Consider the following 14,993-nt stretch of genomic DNA (forward strand, 5'->3'; position numbering starts at 1 on the left):
GCCGCTCCACTCGGGGAGCGACGGCCGTGGTCCGCTGTTACTTGAAGACGTCCTTGACGTCCTCGCCGGTCTGCTTGGCGCTCGCAGCGGCCTGGTCCTTCTTGCCCTCCGCGACCTTCTCGTCGTTGTTCGTCGCGTTGCCGAAGGCTTCCTTGGCCTTGCCGGTCAGGTCCTGTGCGGCGTTCTTGATCTTGTCGTCGAGTCCCATGGTGGGTTCCCTTCTCGCTCGTGGGCTGGTGCCCGGTGGTGACGGTCGGGAGGCTCGGTCTGCCTCGTCCGACCGGGTTGCGGTGGTGCTGGTGGTGCGTTCGTGTCCGGCGTCGTCCGCCGGGTGCTGTCACTGGACGCGGGTGGTGCGTGCCAGTGCGGTGCGGGTGCCGCCGGTGAGGTGGACCAGGACCGGGATCTGTCGGCCGAGGGTCTGGTCGAGGGTGGTCAGGGCGTGGTCGACGGCGTCGAGGACGGTGACCGCGTCGCCGCCGCGGCGGACGTGGACCCGGATGCGTGCGGCGCGGGTCTTCTTGACCAGGTACGTGTCGACCTTCGCGGCGACGATGTCGTGGACGCCGGTGAGTTCGTGGTCGATGACGTCTCGCACGAGAGCGACGTTCACGGTGACCTGGTCCTCGCCGGAGCGTTCCCGGACCGCGACGCTGGTGCCGCCGCCACCGCGAGTGAACACCACGATCACGGCGAGGACGATGACCACCGCGCAGACCGCGGCGATGATCCACAGTGCCTGGTCGGGCACGGTGACCTGTTGCGGCAGGGTCAGGTAGGGCTGGAGGGCGTCGCGGACGGGTTGCAGGACCCCGGCGCCGATGGTGACACCGACGATGATGCTGATCAGGCCGATCAGGAGCAGCAGGACCCGGTTGAAGCCGCGGTTGGTGGTGGTCATGCCAGGGTTCCCTTCTGTTCCACGGTGACCTGCACCGACGAGCCGTGCTTGCCGCCGAGGCGACCGAGCCGGTCCCCGACGGCGTGCTCGACGGCGCTGGCGTCGACGGGGATGCCGGACAGGGGCACCACGTGCACCTGGGTGCGGTGCCCACGAGCGGACGCGGTCGTGTTGGCTTCCGGGACGCCTGCTGCGTGGGCGGCGGCGTTCGCGGCGGTGGAGGCCAGGATGCGGGTGTCGATCACGACCGCACCACGGTCACGGTCGATCCCGGACCGGGGCTGCCGGCCGGGCTTGAGGGCCAGCACGACCAGGACGATGCCGAGGATCACCAGGGCGGCGGCGATGACCTCGATGATGGTGGTGAACGCGGCGTCGGGCTCGAGGGCGGTGTCGACCACGGTCTGCGGGTCCGCCAGCAGCGGCTGCTGCCCGATGGCCTTCAGGACCGCTTCGGTGCCGATCCACGCCGCGACCAGTGCGACGACGACCAGGGTGATCGCGACCGCGGTGGACCGGGACCGGTGGATGCTGCGACGACGCAGCCGCTTCTCGAGCTGTTCGGTGCTCATGTGCTCTGTCTCCTACCGGACCCGGCCCTCGTGCTCACGCACGATCCCGGTCAGTTCGATGTGGGTCCGACCCACGTGACGTCCCGCCAACTCGCCCACCCTGCGACCCACCGCGTCAGCGGCGGCAGCAGCCGCGGCGACGATGTCGGCCTGTTCGCGCACGGGACCCGTGACGTCGAGGACGATGGACCCCCGGTCGTCGTCGAGTCCCACGCGCAGACGCTTCGCGGGCACGCCGAGCTGTTCGGCTGCGGCTGCCCGCGCCAGCGCCGTCAGCGCTCGTGCGGTGATCTCGACGCGGCCCGGGACGGCAGTCGCGTCGACTCCTACCGGGCCGGCGCTCACCGGGAGCTCCGGCGTCCGGTCAGCACGTCGGTCAGGGCGCCGCGGTCGATCTTCCCGGTCACGATCGCGGCCACGAGGGCACCGACCAGACCGAACACGACCACCAGGACGAAGCCCCAGAACCCGAACTGCAGTGCCACGACGGCGAGGATGGCGCCGATCAGCGCACCGACGAGTGTGTTACTCAACGCGGGACTCCTTCTTGTCGTCGTTGTCGTCGTCATCACCCGGGATGAAGACGTCCTGGACGGTCACGTTCACCTCGGCGACCTCCATGCCCACGATCTGCTCCAGCGCACGGGCGACCGACGAACGGACACCGTCAGCGACCTGCTGCAGCGACACCGGGTACTCCGCGACGATCACGACGTCCGCGGCGACCTGCTTCTCGCCGACCTCGACCTTGACGCCCTGACCGTGGTCACGCTGCCCGATCGCGTCGCGGATCGCGCCGATCGCACGGGCAGCGCCGCCGCCCAGCGAGTGCACGCCGTTGACCTCACGAGCGGCGATGCCGGCGACCTTCGACACGACGGTGTCGTCGATCGTGGTCTTGCCCGCAGTACCCGAACCGTTCTGGCCGGCCGAGCGCGACGCCGCCGAGGCGGTCGCCGGAGTGGTCGAGGTGGTGGTGGTGTCAGCCATTGGTGTCTCCCTTCGAGAACCCGCCGGGACACGTTCCCAGCGGTTGCTGTTCACGGATGAGACGGGCTGACACCGAGATTCGTCACACGGGTCCGGTGTGATTCAGCGCCCTTCCAGGGAAAGCGCCAGAACGCCGGTTCTCCGTGTACCCCGACAGCGGAGGGTCAGCCGGTGCCGCCGATACCGGCCCCGGTGTTGCGCGACCCAGCGTCCCGCACGGAGCGCACGGAGCGCACGTACGCCATGGGCGACAGTCCGCACTCCTGTCGGAAGAGCTGCTGCAACCGGCGGGGACGCACCCCCGCAGCGTCCGCGATCTCGTCGACGGTCAGGTCGCCGTCGGCGTGCTCGACGATGTGCGCGACGGCACGTCGGACCCGCCAGGACGTCCGGCCGGAGTCGGGTCGCGCGGCCCGTGAGCCGCGCAGGGTCGCCGCGGGGTCCTCGCCGAAGCGCTCCCGGTAGGCCGCGGCGAAACGGCCGGGGTTGGTGAAGCCCCATCGTCGGGCGACCGGTGTCACGCCCTCGTCGCCGGCGGCGCGCAGCAGTGCACGACGGACGCAGTCGAGCCGGTGGTCGCGCATGAACCGGTTCGGTGTGGTGCCGAGCGTCCGCGCGAAGACGTCCTGCAGGCCGCGCTGGCTCAGTCCGCACGCGGCCGCGATCTCGGGGACGGACGGTCGGTCCTGTGCGTGTGCCTCGATGTGGCGGATCGCGTCGCGCAGCCGGTTCGCGACCGGGACGTCCTGGCCCCGGTTGCGGATCGGGAAGGTGTCGAGGACGACCACCGCGAGCCGCCGGTTCAGGGCCGTGCGCATCGGACCGACCACGCGGTCGTCGAGCAGCGCCGGCGCGAGGTCCTGCACCAGGCGGCGGAGCGGCTCGCGCCGGGCGATCGCCTCGTCCTGCTGGTCGAACAGCAGGGGGCCGTCCGGCAGACGGTAGCCGAGCTCCGCGCCGACCGACCGGAGGAACGGGTCCGACACGTGCAGGCCGTTGTAGACGGTGTCGGCGGACTCGAACCGGTACGCCTCGGACGCCGAGGCGATGTAGGGGCTCCCCGGTTCGATCACCCGCGTCCGGTCGGCGAAGTGCATCTCGAGTCGTCCGCGGGTGAGCCAGAACACGACGTGGTCGTTGCGCGGGCCGATCACGCCACCGCGCCGTCCACCCTCGGCGCGCATGGTGCGGAGCGTGACGTCGTCGTCGCCGACGATCGTGTACTCGTACCGGGTGCCCTCGGCGACGTAGGTCTCGGTACCGAGGTCGCGGCCGTTGTACTCGGCCGAGAAGATCCGGCCGTAGTCGGTGCCGTCGCTCTCGGTGAACCGCAGGCGGCGGTAACCGTTCGTCGACGAGGTGCTCACCCGCGCATCATGCCAGCACTGTCCGGGATGCGCGCTTCCGCGTCCCGGGTGGGCGCTGCCGGACGGGAGGCCCGTGGCGGCCGCGACACGCGCCTCCCGTCCGGTGGGTACCGGTTCGATCCGCGCCACGGCGGGGATCCGTCGGCGCACGCCGACCCTCGCCCGCAGCGACGAGCGATCCCGCCCCTCAATGACGAATTCTCAGACAACTCTGCGCCTCCCGAGGGATCGACGAGCACGAAATACCCCAGGGGGGTACCCTGTTGGGGGGATGGAGGTCAGGATGCCAGCAGCACCGCACGCACACGTCGGGTACATCGAGGACAAGGACGACCTGCTCAAGCGGCTGCGCCGCGCGGAGGGGCAGGTCCGCGGGATCGCGCGCATGGTCGAGGACGAGACGTACTGCATCGACGTGCTGACCCAGATCTCCGCGGCGAACCGGGCGCTCGAACGGGTCGCCCTGTCGTTGCTCGAGGACCACCTGCGCCACTGCGTCGCCGAGGCCGTGGCCGAGGGCGGCGACGCTGCCGACGCGAAGGTCCGCGAGGCGAGCGACGCCATCGCCCGACTCGTCCGTTCCTGACCCCACCGCACCACACACCGAGGAGGACCCATGACCACCGAGACCGTCGCCGTGACCGGGATGACCTGCGAGCACTGCGTGGCGAGCGTGACCGAGGAGGTCTCCGAGCTCGTCGGCGTGACCGACGTCGCCGTGGACCTCGTGCCCGGCGGGTCGTCGTCCGTCACCGTCACGTCCGACCACCGGATCGACGACCAGGCCCTCCGCGGCGCGATCGCGGAGGCGGGGTACGAGGTCGTGTCCCGGTGAGCGAGGGCGTCGTCGAGCTCGACATCACGGGGATGACCTGCGCCTCGTGCGCGAACCGCGTCGAGCGGAAGCTCGGCAAGCTGCCGGGCGTCTCCGCGACCGTGAACTACGCGACCGAGCAGGCGCAGGTGTCGGTGACCGACCCGGACACGGTCGACACCGCGGCGCTCGTCGCGGCGGTCGAGGCCGCCGGGTACGGGGCGACCGTCCACGTGCGGCAGCCGACTCCGGGCTCTGCCGACGACGTCGACGACGCCACCGGCCCCGACGCCGCGACCGCGCCCCTGCGGCAGCGGCTCGTCGTCTCCGCCGTGCTGGCGCTGCCCGTGGTCCTGCTCTCGATGGTGCCGGTCCTGCAGTTCCCGAACTGGCAGTGGGCTGCCCTGGCACTGGCGGCACCGGTCGCCGTCTGGGGAGCGCTGCCGTTCCACCGTGCCGCGTGGGTGAACGCCCGACACGGCGCCGCGACCATGGACACCCTGGTCAGCCTCGGCGTCGTCGCCGCGTTCGGCTGGTCGCTGTACGCACTGTTCCTCGGCGACGCCGGTGCCCCCGGCATGCACATGACCTTCTCGTGGTTCGCCACGGACCCCGAGGCGAGCGACCTCTACCTCGAGGTGGCCGCGGCCGTGACGGTCTTCATCCTGGCCGGCCGGTACATGGAGGCCCGGGCGAAGCAGCGGTCCGGGGCGGCGCTGCGCGCGCTGCTCGAGCTCGGCGCGAAGGACGCGTCGGTGCTCCGCGACGGGCCGTCCGGTCCCGTCGAGACCCGTGTGCCCGCCGCGTCGCTCGTCGTCGGTGACGTCGTCGTCGTCCGACCGGGGGAGCGGATCCCGAGCGACGGCATCGTGCGCGAGGGCTCGTCGGCCGTCGACCTCAGCATGCTCACCGGCGAGTCGGTCCCGGTCGAGGTGCGACCCGGCGACCGCGTGACCGGCGCGACCATCGACGTCGGTGGTCGGCTCGTGGTCGAGGTCACCGCCGTCGGTGCCGACACCGAGCTCGCCCGGATGGGACGCCTCGTCGAGGACGCCCAGACCGGCAAGGCCGCGGTGCAGCGACTCGCCGACCGGGTCTCCGCCGTGTTCGTACCCGTCGTGATCGGCCTCGCCGTGGTCGCGTTCGTCGGGTGGCTCGTCGCCGGCGGGTCCCTGACCGCTGCCGTCACCGCCGCGGTCGCGACGCTCGTCATCGCCTGCCCGTGCGCCCTCGGGCTCGCGACGCCCACCGCGCTGCTCGTCGGCACGGGTCGTGGCTCGCAGCTCGGCATCCTGATCGGCGGCCCCCAGGCGCTCGAACGCACCCGCGCCGTGGACACGATCGTGCTCGACAAGACCGGCACCGTGACGACCGGGGAGATGCGCCTGACGGCGATCCTGCCGGTCGACGGCGCACCGGACGCCGACGGACCGCTGCTCGCGGTGGCGGCGGCGGTCGAGGACGGTTCCGAGCACCCGGTGGCGCGTGCGGTCGTCCGGGCCGCGCGGGACCGCGCACTCGACGTCCCGGTCGCGGAGCAGTTCGCCGCGACGCCGGGCGCGGGCGTGCAGGCCGTGGTCGACGGCGAGGTGGTCGTCGTCGGCACCGCCCGGTGGCTGGCGGAGGCGTGGGCCCTGCCGGTGGACGAGGCGCTGGCCGTGCAGGTCGCCGCTGCCGAGTCGGACGGCGGGACCGCGGTCCTCGTCGGCCGGGGCGGCTCGGTGCTCGGCGCCGTCGTCGTCGGCGACACGGTGAAGCCCGAGGCGCCGGAGGCCGTCCGGCGGTTCGTCGCGCTCGGCCTGCGCCCGGTGCTGCTCACCGGGGACAACGAGGGCGCCGCGCGCGCCGTCGCGGCCCGCGTCGGCATCGACGAGGTGCACGCGCGTGCGACCCCGGCCTCGAAGCTCGAGACCGTCCGGCGACTGCAGGCCGAGGGGCGGACGGTCGCGATGGTCGGCGACGGGGTCAACGACGCGGCGGCGCTCGCGGCGGCGGACCTCGGCATCGCGATGGGGGCCGGCACCGACGCGGCGATCGCCGCGAGCGACATCACCGTCGTGAGCGGTCGGCTCACCGTGGTGGCGGACGCGGTCCGGCTGTCCCGGGCGACGCTCCGCACGATCCGCGGCAACCTGTTCTGGGCCTTCGCCTACAACGTCGCGGCGATCCCGCTCGCGATGGCGGGATTGCTGAACCCGGTGCTCGCGGGTGCGGCGATGGCGTTCTCGTCCGTCTTCGTGGTGACGAACAGCCTGCGCCTGCGTCGCTTCCGGGCCACCGCCGGAGCGCCGACGGTCCCGACGACGTGACCGCCGGGGCGGACGTGCGCGGTGCCTCCCGTGCGACTGTGCACGCCACCTGCCGGAGCGCACTACGCTCGGACGTGGTCCGCGACGCAGCGCTGCGGTGACCCGCGGTCCAGTACGTCCAGAAGGTACCCAGGAGGACCGAAGTGACCGAATCCGCTCCCGTCGACCCCACATCGACCGACGGCTGGAAGAAGCTCGCCGGCATCGCCGACGGATTCACCCCCGACCTGCGCGGTTGGTTCGACAGCGACCCCGGTCGCGCCGAGCGCTACACGTTCCAGGCCGCCGACCTGACCGTCGACCTGTCGAAGGGCCTCGTCGACGACGAGATCCTCGCCGCCCTGCTCCAGGTCGCGAAGGACACCGGCGTCGCCGAGCGCTTCGAGGCGATGCTCGCCGGCGAGCACATCAACGTGACCGAGGACCGCGCCGTCCTGCACACGGCGCTCCGCCGTCCGCGGGGCATCGAGCCGGCGCTCGTGGTCGACGGCCAGGACGTCGACGCCGACGTGCACGCCACGCTCGACAAGGTCTACGCCTTCGCCGAGCAGGTGCGCGACGGCTCGTGGACCGGTGTCACCGGCAAGCGCATCGAGACCGTCGTCAACATCGGCATCGGTGGCTCCGACCTCGGCCCGGTCATGGTCTACGAGGCGCTCAAGCCGTACGTGCAGGAGGGCCTCGAGGCGCGCTTCGTCTCGAACATCGACCCCGCCGACATCTACGAGAAGACCGTCGACCTCGACCCGGAGACCACGCTCTTCATCGTCGCGTCGAAGACCTTCGGCACGCTCGAGACCCTGACCAACGCCCGTCTCGCCCGCCAGTGGCTGTGGGAGCGCCTCGGCCTGACCGACGCGTCGGACGACGAGAAGTCGAACGCCGTCGCCAAGCACTTCGTCGCCGTCTCGACCGCGCTCGACAAGGTCGCCGCGTTCGGCATCGACCCCGAGAACGCCTTCGGCTTCTGGGACTGGGTGGGTGGCCGCTACTCGGTCGACTCGGCCATCGGCACCTCGGTCGTCATCGCGATCGGCAAGGAGAACTGGGAGCAGTTCCTCGCCGGGTTCCACGCCGTCGACGAGCACGTCCGCACCACGCCGCTCGAGCAGAACGTCCCCGTCCTGATGGGCCTGCTCAACGTCTGGTACACGAACTTCCTCGGCGCGCAGAGCCACGCGGTCCTGCCGTACACGCAGTACCTGCACCGCTTCGCCGCGTACCTGCAGCAGCTCACGATGGAGTCGAACGGCAAGCGCGTCCGCTGGGACGGCTCGCCCGTCACGACGGACACCGGCGAGGTCTTCTGGGGCGAGCCGGGCACCAACGGCCAGCACGCGTTCTACCAGCTCATCCACCAGGGCACCCGCGTGATCCCGGCGGACTTCATCACCGTCGCGAAGCCGGCGCGTCCGCTCAAGGACGAGTCGGGCGACGGCAAGGCCGTGCAGCCGGGCCAGGACGTCCACGCGCTGTTCCTGGCGAACTTCTTCGCGCAGACCAAGGCGCTCGCGTTCGGCAAGACCGCCGACGAGGTCCGCGCCGAGGGCACCACCGACGAGGGCATCGTCGCGGCCCGCACCTTCACGGGCAACAAGCCGTCGACGTCGATCCTCGCGCCGGAGCTCACCCCGAGCGTGCTCGGTCAGCTCATCGCCCTCTACGAGCACATCGTGTTCACCGAGGGCACCATCTGGGGCATCGACTCGTTCGACCAGTGGGGTGTCGAGCTCGGCAAGCAGCTCGCGCTGCAGATCGCCCCGGCGGTCGACGGCGACCAGGACGCGCTCGCGTCGCAGGACTCCTCGACGAAGGCGCTCATCGCCAAGTACCTGGAGCTGCGCGGCGAGTAGCCCACGCACCTGACGACGGACGGGAGGCGCGGTGCCAGCTGGCACCGCGCCTCCCGTCCGGTGCGTGGTCGCGCTTGCCGCGGGGCGGCCTCGGCCCCGAGACTCGGCCTCGCGGACACCTTCGCGGCTCGAGGGCCGCGAACACGTCCGCCTGCGCGAGACTCGGCGGGCGTGCGACCAGCCGGCGTCAGCGCGCGAGCGGGTCGAGGTTGAGGGTCGTCCCCTCGTACAGGTACTGGTCGTCGCCGAACACCTGCACGTCGGCGTTCAACCAGACGAGCGCCTTCACGCTGATGCCGAAGCGTGCCGCGACGTCGCCGATCAGGTCGTCCGGCGCGACCGTGTAGGAGCGCGGCGCACCGGACGCCGTCGCCGCCGTGACCGGACCGGAGGCGTTCGACCGTGCTCCGCCGTCGACCGGGTGCACGTTCGTCTGCCGCTCCGGGACCGACCAACGCACCGGCGCGACCGCGAGCACCTTGCCGGCCGCGATCTCGATCGGGAGGTCGGCCTGGCCGGGGTCGGCCGCCGAGGACACCACGAGCGTCACGAGCCCCGACGGGTCGACACCCGAGCCGTCGAGCGGCACGTCCTTCGCGACCGGCGCGGGGGTCGGACCGCCGAGCACGGTGTCGCCCACGCCGGCGTAGGTCAGTGCGTCGCCCACCGTCCGCTCGCGTTCGAAGAACCCGGCCCCGATCGGGACGGGCAGCGACGAGGTCACGCCGCTGAACTGTGCGGTGAAGGTGTCGTCGCCGTCCGCCACCACGCGGTAGTGGAAGTGGATGCTGCCCTTCGGTGAGGCGACGTCGCCCTCGGTCAGCACCGTCCCGGCCGGGATCGGGGTGAGCACGGGGTCGGGGACGGCGGCCTCGGACGCGACCGGGGTGGGCGCGCGCGGGGTCGCCGAGGCCTCGAGCCGGGCGGCGTCCGGGTCCTCGGTCACCGTCGGCGACGGGGTGGACGTCCGGCTCGCCGTCGGCGGGGCCGAGGGTGCCGGGAGCGCTCCGTCGGACCCGCCGAGCAGCGAGCAACCGGACAGCGCGACGGCGACGACCAGAGCGGTGGCACCGGTCGCAACGGTTCGGTTCATGATTCCCCCTCGGTTCGAGATGCTACCGGCGGACCCGGCGCGGCAGGGAGCGGCGGCGAGCGGATGTGTCGAGGGACGTAGCTGTCGGCGCGAGCGGCTACCGTCGAGGCATGGACCGCCACGACATCCTCGCCGCCGCAGCCGCCGCCCACGCCGCTCGCATCGCCGAGGCGGGCGGTGACGACACGGCCGCCCGGCAGCGTGCCGCCGCCGTCGAGGGGCGCGAGCACGGGACGGACGATGCTTCGGCCGACGCCGTCCGCGCGGTCCAGCGCCGGCGAGCAGGAGAGGTCGAGCGGGCCGCTGAGCGCACCGAGGGCGCCCTCTCCGACTGGCACCGGATGGGCACCCGTCGCGGGGTCACACCGGACGAGCAGCTCCGGAGCGCCTGGACGGTCACCGGGGTCCCGGAGTCCGGCGCCGCACGCGCACTGGCGAACGTCCTGCTGTCCACCGCCGGGCACGCGGGTCGGGTGGCGGACGCGGCGCGGCGCAACCCGGCGCTCGGCGGGGCCGCGAGTGCAGCGGCCCGACGGACCGTCCGCCGCTACACCGACCACGGGGCCGGCATGGCCTCACTCGGCGACGTGCTCGGCGACGGTCCGGCCGACTCCGACTGAGCAGCACCGGCCTCCGCCGACCGGTCGGAGGATCGGCCGGCCGCACGGGTGAGCGGTCCGGTCGACGGGACACGGAACGGGACACGATCGCCGCGCGCACCGTCGCGAGGGCACCCGACGAAGGAGCCACGCAATGGTCGAGACCGCGCCGACAGCACCGAAGGTCGCCCTCCCCCCGGTGGGGGAGGGCCCCCACCGCCGCCGTCTCGGTGTCCTGGCCCTCGTCGCGACCCTCGGCGGCCTGCTCTTCGGCTACGACACCGGTGTGATCAACGGGGCGCTGCTCCCGATGCAGCAGGAGCTCGGCCTGACGGACCTGACCGTGGGCGTCGTCACGAGCTCGCTGCTCTTCGGCGCGGCGGTCGGTGCGGTGCTCGGCGGTCGGATCGCGGACGGCTGGGGACGTCGGAGGACGATCGTCCTGCTCGCCGTGGCCTTCTTCGTCGGCACGCTGACCTGCGTCCTCGCCCCGACGTTCGGGGTCATGGTCGTCGGCCGGGTCCTGCTCGGGCTCGCGGTCGGTGGGGCGTCGACCGTCGTGCCCGTCTTCCTCGCCGAGCTCGCACCGTACGAGATCCGTGGATCGCTGTCGGGCCGCAACGAGCTCATGATCGTGATCGGCCAGCTCGCCGCCTTCGTGGTGAACGCCGTCATCGGCACCCTCTGGGGTGAGGGCGACGGCGTCTGGCGCGTCATGCTCGCCGTCTGCGCCCTGCCTGCGGTGGCGCTCTTCGTCGGCATGCTGCGCGTGCCGGAGTCGCCGCGGTGGCTCGCGTCGAAGGGCCGGTACGGCGAAGCCCGCGCGGTGCTCGTGCAGGTCCGCTCCGAGGAGCGCGCCACCGCCGAACTCGAGGCGATCGAGCGCGCGAACGAGCGCGAGGCGGAGGCCCGGCACGGCGGCGGGTGGCGCACGCTGCTCGGCAACGGGAGGCTGGTCCGGATCGTGCTCGTCGGGTCCGGTATCGGTGTCGCGCAGCAGCTCACCGGCATCAACTCGATCATGTACTACGGGCAGACCGTCCTGGTCGAGTCCGGCTTCCAGGAGTCGGCGGCCCTCATCGCGAACATCGCTCCCGGGGTCATCGCGGTGGTCGGCGGGGTGGTCGCCCTCGCCAACATGGAGCGCATCGACCGCCGCACGACGCTCGTCATCGGGTACTCGCTGACGACAGTGTGCCACTTCCTGATCGGCATCGCGTCGATGACCCTGGTCGAGGGCAACCCCGCTCGACCCTGGGTGATCCTGGTCCTCGTCGTCGCGTTCGTCGGCTCGATGCAGACGTTCCTCAACATCGCGACGTGGGTGATCCTGTCGGAGATCTTCCCCACGCAGATCCGCGCGCTCGGCATGGGCATCGCCGTGTTCTGCCTCTGGACCGCGAACGCGTTCCTCGGGCTGACCTTCCCCACGATCGTCGCGGCGACCGGCATCACCGGCACCTTCTTCGGGTTCGCCGCGGTCGGCGTCCTGGCCCTGCTCTTCATCCGGAGGTTCGTGCCGGAGAGCCGGGGTCGCACCCTGGAGGAGGTCGAGCAGGGGCTGCCCACCGGCGACGTCTCCGCCGTCGCCGCGGAGCAGGCGCAGCGGTAGCCCGCGCTGCCACGCGGACGGACGCCGGGGGACGCCTGCCCGACCGGGGCTCCGATCCGGGTGTGTACGGTGCACCGTTGTCGGGCGACAACGATCACGGGAGGCGCATGCGATGACCGAACTGCAGGTGGGCGACCTGCCGACGACGCTGACCGCGGTCTGCGCGGTGCTCCTCGTGGTGGCGGTCGGCTGCGCGCTCGTCGTCGCGGTCGACGTCGTCCGGCACCCGCCGCACATGCGGGTGATGGCGCTCGTCTGGCCGCTGACGATGCTCTTCGGCAGCGTGGTGTGGCTGGTCTTCTACCTCCGCCGGGGCCGCGCGACGGTGGGCGGTCACGGCCGGTGGGCGGGCACCGCGATCGACACGAGCCACTGCGGCGCCGGGTGTGCGCTCGGTGACCTCGTCGGCGAGTTCGGGCTCGTCGCCTTCCCGGCCCTCGGCACCCTCGTCGGGCTCGGCACGCTCTACCAGGACCGCATGTTCGCCGGGTGGATCATCGACTTCGTCATCGCGTTCGTCGTCGGTATCGCGTTCCAGTACGCGGCGATTGCGCCGATGCGCGGGCTCGGCTGGCGGGACGGGCTCGTCGCCGCGCTGAAGGCCGACACCCTCAGCATCACCGCGTGGCAGGTCGGTATGTACGGCGCGATGGCGGTGCTGCAGTTCGCGCTGCTGCCGGCGGTGCTCGGTGGCCGCGTCGGCGTGCTGACACCCGAGTTCTGGGTCGCGATGCAGGTCGCGATGGTCGCCGGGTTCGTCTGCTCGTACCCGATGAACGCGCTCCTGGTGCGGAAGGGGCTGAAGGAGGCGATGTGACCTGCGGCGCACACCGCGACGGACGGGAGGCACGGTGCCAGCTGGCACCGCGCCTCCCGTCCGTCCCGGGGTGCTGCACTGCTACGGGCGCAGCAGCACCTTGCCGACACGGCCGGCGGTGTCGCTGGCACGCGCTGCGTCGCGGGCGTCCTCGAAGACGAAGGTCTCGGAGACGGGGAGCGTCAGCGATCCGTCGAGCACGCGGGTGATGAGCTCGCCGAAGAGCTGGCCCTTGAGCTCGGCCGGCATGGTCTTGCTGACGACGGCGCCCCAGAACCCCTTGACGGTGAGCTGGCCGAAGATCACCTTGCCGGACGGGATCTCGAGCGTCGGCGACGCCATGGCGCCGAAGACGACGAGCGTGCCGTTCTCGCCCATGACCGAGGCGATGTCGCCCGCGGCCTTCCCGCCGACGGACTCGACGCCCGCGACGATCGGGGCACCGCCGGTGAGCTCGCGGACCTGGTCCTGCCAGCCCTCGGCGTCGGTGGCGACGATGCGGTCGATGCCCTGCTCCCGCAGTTCCTCGACGCCCTCGGCGCGACGGACCAGACCGATCACGTTGATGCCGCGAGCCTTGCCGAGCTGGGCGACCATGCGGCCGACGGCGCCGTTCGCGGCGTTCTGGATGATCCAGTCGCCCTCGTGCAGGTCGAGCGAGTGCAGCAGGCTGATCGCGCTGAACGGCATCGAGACGAGCTGCGCGGCGGACTCGTCGGGCATGGCGTCCGGCACGGGGACGAGCCCGGCGGCGTCGGCGACGTAGTACTCGGCCCAGACGCCGAAGGTGCCGCCCGCGACGCGCTGGCCGACCTGCAGGCGGTCGACGCCCTCGCCCAGGGCCTCGACGACGCCGAGCGCCTCGGTGCCGCTGGCCGCGGGGAGCTCGGGCTTGAACCCGTAGGTGCCGCGGATCGTCCACAGGTCGTGGTTGTGGATGGGGGAGAGCACCGTGCGGACGAGCACCTGGCCGGGGCCGGGCTGCGGGACGGGGCGCTCGGCGACGGTCAGGACGTCGGCCGGCTCACCGAAGGTCTCGTGGACGACGGCGCGCATGGTGGTGGGGGTGGTGTCGGTCATGGGTCAGTCCTCCGAGACGACGATGGTGACGTCGATGTTGCCGCGGGTGGCGTTCGAGTACGGGCAGACCTGGTGCGCGGCGTCCGCGAGGGCCTGGGCCTGGTCGTGCTCCAGGCCGGGGATGACGACCTCGAGCATGACGGCGAGCTGGTAGCCGCCCTGGCCGTTCGGGCCGATGGAGACGCGGCCACCGACGGTCGAGTCGGTGATCTTCACCTTCTGCGCGCGGGCGACGCCCTGCAGCGCGGAGTGGAAGCACGCGGCGTAGCCGGCTGCGAAGAGCTGCTCGGGATTGGCGCCGTTGCCGGAGCCACCCATCTCCTTCGGGATGGCGAGGTCGTGCTCGACGCGGCCGTCGCTGGTGGCGACGTGGCCGTTGCGGCCCTCACCGGTGGCGAGCGCCTCGGCGGTGTAGAGGACGTCCATGGGGGTCCTTCCTTCCTTCGTGGGGTCAGTCGTCCGACGCTGTGGGGGCGTCGGTGGTCGTGGTTCCGGTGTCGTCGGCCGCGGCGTGCATGGTCGCCGTCAGGCGCTGGAGCGTCGCGATGAGCTCGAGGGCGGCCTGCTCGTCGGACAGGCCCATCCCGGCGGCGATGCGCGCGGGGACGTGCGCGAGCTCGGGGCGGATCGAGCGACCGCGGTCGCCGAGCGTGACCGTCACGACGCGTTCGTCGGTGCTGCGGCGCTCGCGGCGGACCAGGTCGGCCTGCTCCATGCGCCGGAGCAGCGGCGACAGGGTGCCCGAGTCGAGCTGCAGGTGCTCGCCGAGCGTGGAGACGGTCTGGTCGCCCTCGATCCACAGGGTCACGAGGACGAGGTACTGGGGGTACGTCAGTCCCCAGGGCTCCAGCAGTGCGCGGTACGCCTGGGTGGTCGCCCGGGACGCCGCGTAGAGCGAGAAGCACACCATCTCGTCGGTCACCGGCATGCCCACCAGTGTGGCACGCAACTCGGTTGTGCACAACCAAGTTGTTCACAGCCGGGCA

At 72.2% G+C, this 14,993-nt stretch carries 18 protein-coding genes; 7 read left to right on the forward strand and 11 right to left on the reverse strand.

The genetic code is table 11. The annotated features are described in order from the left end of the window. Nucleotides 1-37: 37 nt before the first annotated feature. From ACIQFY_RS04835 to ACIQFY_RS04865, 7 genes are all read right to left on the reverse strand, one after another. Complete coding sequence (locus ACIQFY_RS04835) at nucleotides 38-208, reverse strand: CsbD family protein (RefSeq protein WP_066656081.1); 171 nt, start codon at nucleotides 206-208, stop codon at nucleotides 38-40. Nucleotides 209-337: 129 nt separating this feature from the next. Continuing rightward, on the reverse strand, nucleotides 338-901 hold the full coding sequence (locus ACIQFY_RS04840) for a hypothetical protein (RefSeq protein ID WP_400338518.1): 564 nt from the start codon (nucleotides 899-901) through the stop codon (nucleotides 338-340). Then, nucleotides 898-1,473, reverse strand: a complete 576-nt coding sequence (locus ACIQFY_RS04845; RefSeq protein WP_400338520.1) for a DUF6286 domain-containing protein — start codon at nucleotides 1,471-1,473, stop codon at nucleotides 898-900. The genes ACIQFY_RS04840 and ACIQFY_RS04845 overlap by 4 nt, the downstream gene beginning before the upstream one ends. Before the next feature lie 12 nt (nucleotides 1,474-1,485). Continuing rightward, nucleotides 1,486-1,818 (reverse strand): hypothetical protein, encoded by a 333-nt coding sequence (locus tag ACIQFY_RS04850; protein ID WP_251160829.1) that lies wholly within the window; start codon nucleotides 1,816-1,818, stop codon nucleotides 1,486-1,488. Next, a complete protein-coding gene (locus ACIQFY_RS04855) occupies nucleotides 1,815-2,006 on the reverse strand; it encodes a hypothetical protein (protein WP_400338522.1) in 192 nt (63 codons plus the stop codon). Before ACIQFY_RS04855 ends, ACIQFY_RS04850 begins: the two co-directional genes overlap by 4 nt. Next, nucleotides 1,999-2,463 (reverse strand): Asp23/Gls24 family envelope stress response protein, encoded by a 465-nt coding sequence (locus ACIQFY_RS04860; protein WP_209685804.1) that lies wholly within the window; start codon nucleotides 2,461-2,463, stop codon nucleotides 1,999-2,001. Before ACIQFY_RS04860 ends, ACIQFY_RS04855 begins: the two co-directional genes overlap by 8 nt. 164 nt (nucleotides 2,464-2,627) lie before the next feature. Beyond that, the gene (locus ACIQFY_RS04865; protein ID WP_400338524.1) at nucleotides 2,628-3,830 is read right to left on the reverse strand and encodes a helix-turn-helix domain-containing protein; all 1,203 of its coding nucleotides are present in this window, start codon (nucleotides 3,828-3,830) and stop codon (nucleotides 2,628-2,630) included. Between the two features lie 283 nt (nucleotides 3,831-4,113). On the opposite strand from ACIQFY_RS04865, the gene ACIQFY_RS04870 reads away from it, so the two are divergent. The 4 genes from ACIQFY_RS04870 to pgi all read left to right on the forward strand — a co-directional run bounded on the left by ACIQFY_RS04870 (nucleotide 4,114) and on the right by pgi (nucleotide 8,806). Then, entirely contained in the window at nucleotides 4,114-4,416 is a 303-nt protein-coding gene (locus tag ACIQFY_RS04870; protein WP_066656058.1) for a metal-sensitive transcriptional regulator, read from the forward strand. Between the two features lie 30 nt (nucleotides 4,417-4,446). Next, complete coding sequence (locus ACIQFY_RS04875) at nucleotides 4,447-4,665, forward strand: heavy-metal-associated domain-containing protein (protein ID WP_400338526.1); 219 nt, start codon at nucleotides 4,447-4,449, stop codon at nucleotides 4,663-4,665. Then, nucleotides 4,662-6,953 carry a heavy metal translocating P-type ATPase gene (locus ACIQFY_RS04880; RefSeq protein ID WP_400338528.1) on the forward strand — a complete coding sequence of 764 codons (2,292 nt, stop codon included), beginning with the start codon at nucleotides 4,662-4,664 and terminating at the stop codon, nucleotides 6,951-6,953. The genes ACIQFY_RS04875 and ACIQFY_RS04880 overlap by 4 nt, the downstream gene beginning before the upstream one ends. A gap of 143 nt (nucleotides 6,954-7,096) precedes the next feature. After that, nucleotides 7,097-8,806, forward strand: a complete 1,710-nt coding sequence (pgi, locus tag ACIQFY_RS04885) for a glucose-6-phosphate isomerase (protein ID WP_400338530.1) — start codon at nucleotides 7,097-7,099, stop codon at nucleotides 8,804-8,806. A gap of 187 nt (nucleotides 8,807-8,993) precedes the next feature. Here pgi and ACIQFY_RS04890 read toward each other — a convergent pair whose 3' ends face one another. Continuing rightward, nucleotides 8,994-9,899 carry a LysM domain-containing protein gene (locus ACIQFY_RS04890; protein ID WP_400338531.1) on the reverse strand — a complete coding sequence of 302 codons (906 nt, stop codon included), beginning with the start codon at nucleotides 9,897-9,899 and terminating at the stop codon, nucleotides 8,994-8,996. A gap of 110 nt (nucleotides 9,900-10,009) precedes the next feature. Here ACIQFY_RS04890 and ACIQFY_RS04895 point away from each other — a divergent pair, with 110 nt between their 5' ends. The 3 genes from ACIQFY_RS04895 to ACIQFY_RS04905 all read left to right on the forward strand — a co-directional run bounded on the left by ACIQFY_RS04895 (nucleotide 10,010) and on the right by ACIQFY_RS04905 (nucleotide 12,927). Next, nucleotides 10,010-10,519, forward strand: coding sequence for a hypothetical protein (locus ACIQFY_RS04895; RefSeq protein ID WP_066656042.1), 510 nt, complete (start codon nucleotides 10,010-10,012; stop codon nucleotides 10,517-10,519). Between the two features lie 133 nt (nucleotides 10,520-10,652). Further along, a complete protein-coding gene (locus ACIQFY_RS04900) occupies nucleotides 10,653-12,110 on the forward strand; it encodes a sugar porter family MFS transporter (protein ID WP_400338533.1) in 1,458 nt (485 codons plus the stop codon). Between the two features lie 112 nt (nucleotides 12,111-12,222). Further along, nucleotides 12,223-12,927, forward strand: coding sequence for a DUF4396 domain-containing protein (locus tag ACIQFY_RS04905; protein WP_209685788.1), 705 nt, complete (start codon nucleotides 12,223-12,225; stop codon nucleotides 12,925-12,927). Nucleotides 12,928-13,008: 81 nt separating this feature from the next. Here the strand turns inward: ACIQFY_RS04905 and ACIQFY_RS04910 are convergent, their stop codons facing one another. From ACIQFY_RS04910 to ACIQFY_RS04920, 3 genes are read right to left on the reverse strand one after another with little or no spacing between them, the layout of a single operon-like run. Next, nucleotides 13,009-13,983 (reverse strand): zinc-binding dehydrogenase, encoded by a 975-nt coding sequence (locus ACIQFY_RS04910; protein WP_326496939.1) that lies wholly within the window; start codon nucleotides 13,981-13,983, stop codon nucleotides 13,009-13,011. A gap of 27 nt (nucleotides 13,984-14,010) precedes the next feature. Then, nucleotides 14,011-14,433, reverse strand: coding sequence for an organic hydroperoxide resistance protein (locus tag ACIQFY_RS04915; protein ID WP_066656027.1), 423 nt, complete (start codon nucleotides 14,431-14,433; stop codon nucleotides 14,011-14,013). Between the two features lie 25 nt (nucleotides 14,434-14,458). Beyond that, a complete protein-coding gene (locus ACIQFY_RS04920) occupies nucleotides 14,459-14,935 on the reverse strand; it encodes a MarR family transcriptional regulator (RefSeq protein ID WP_326496869.1) in 477 nt (158 codons plus the stop codon). Nucleotides 14,936-14,993: the final 58 nt, after the last annotated feature.

The sequence above is a fragment of the Curtobacterium sp. NPDC092190 genome (genome assembly GCF_044755625.1).
In the GTDB taxonomy this organism is placed as follows: Bacteria; Actinomycetota; Actinomycetes; order Actinomycetales; family Microbacteriaceae; genus Curtobacterium.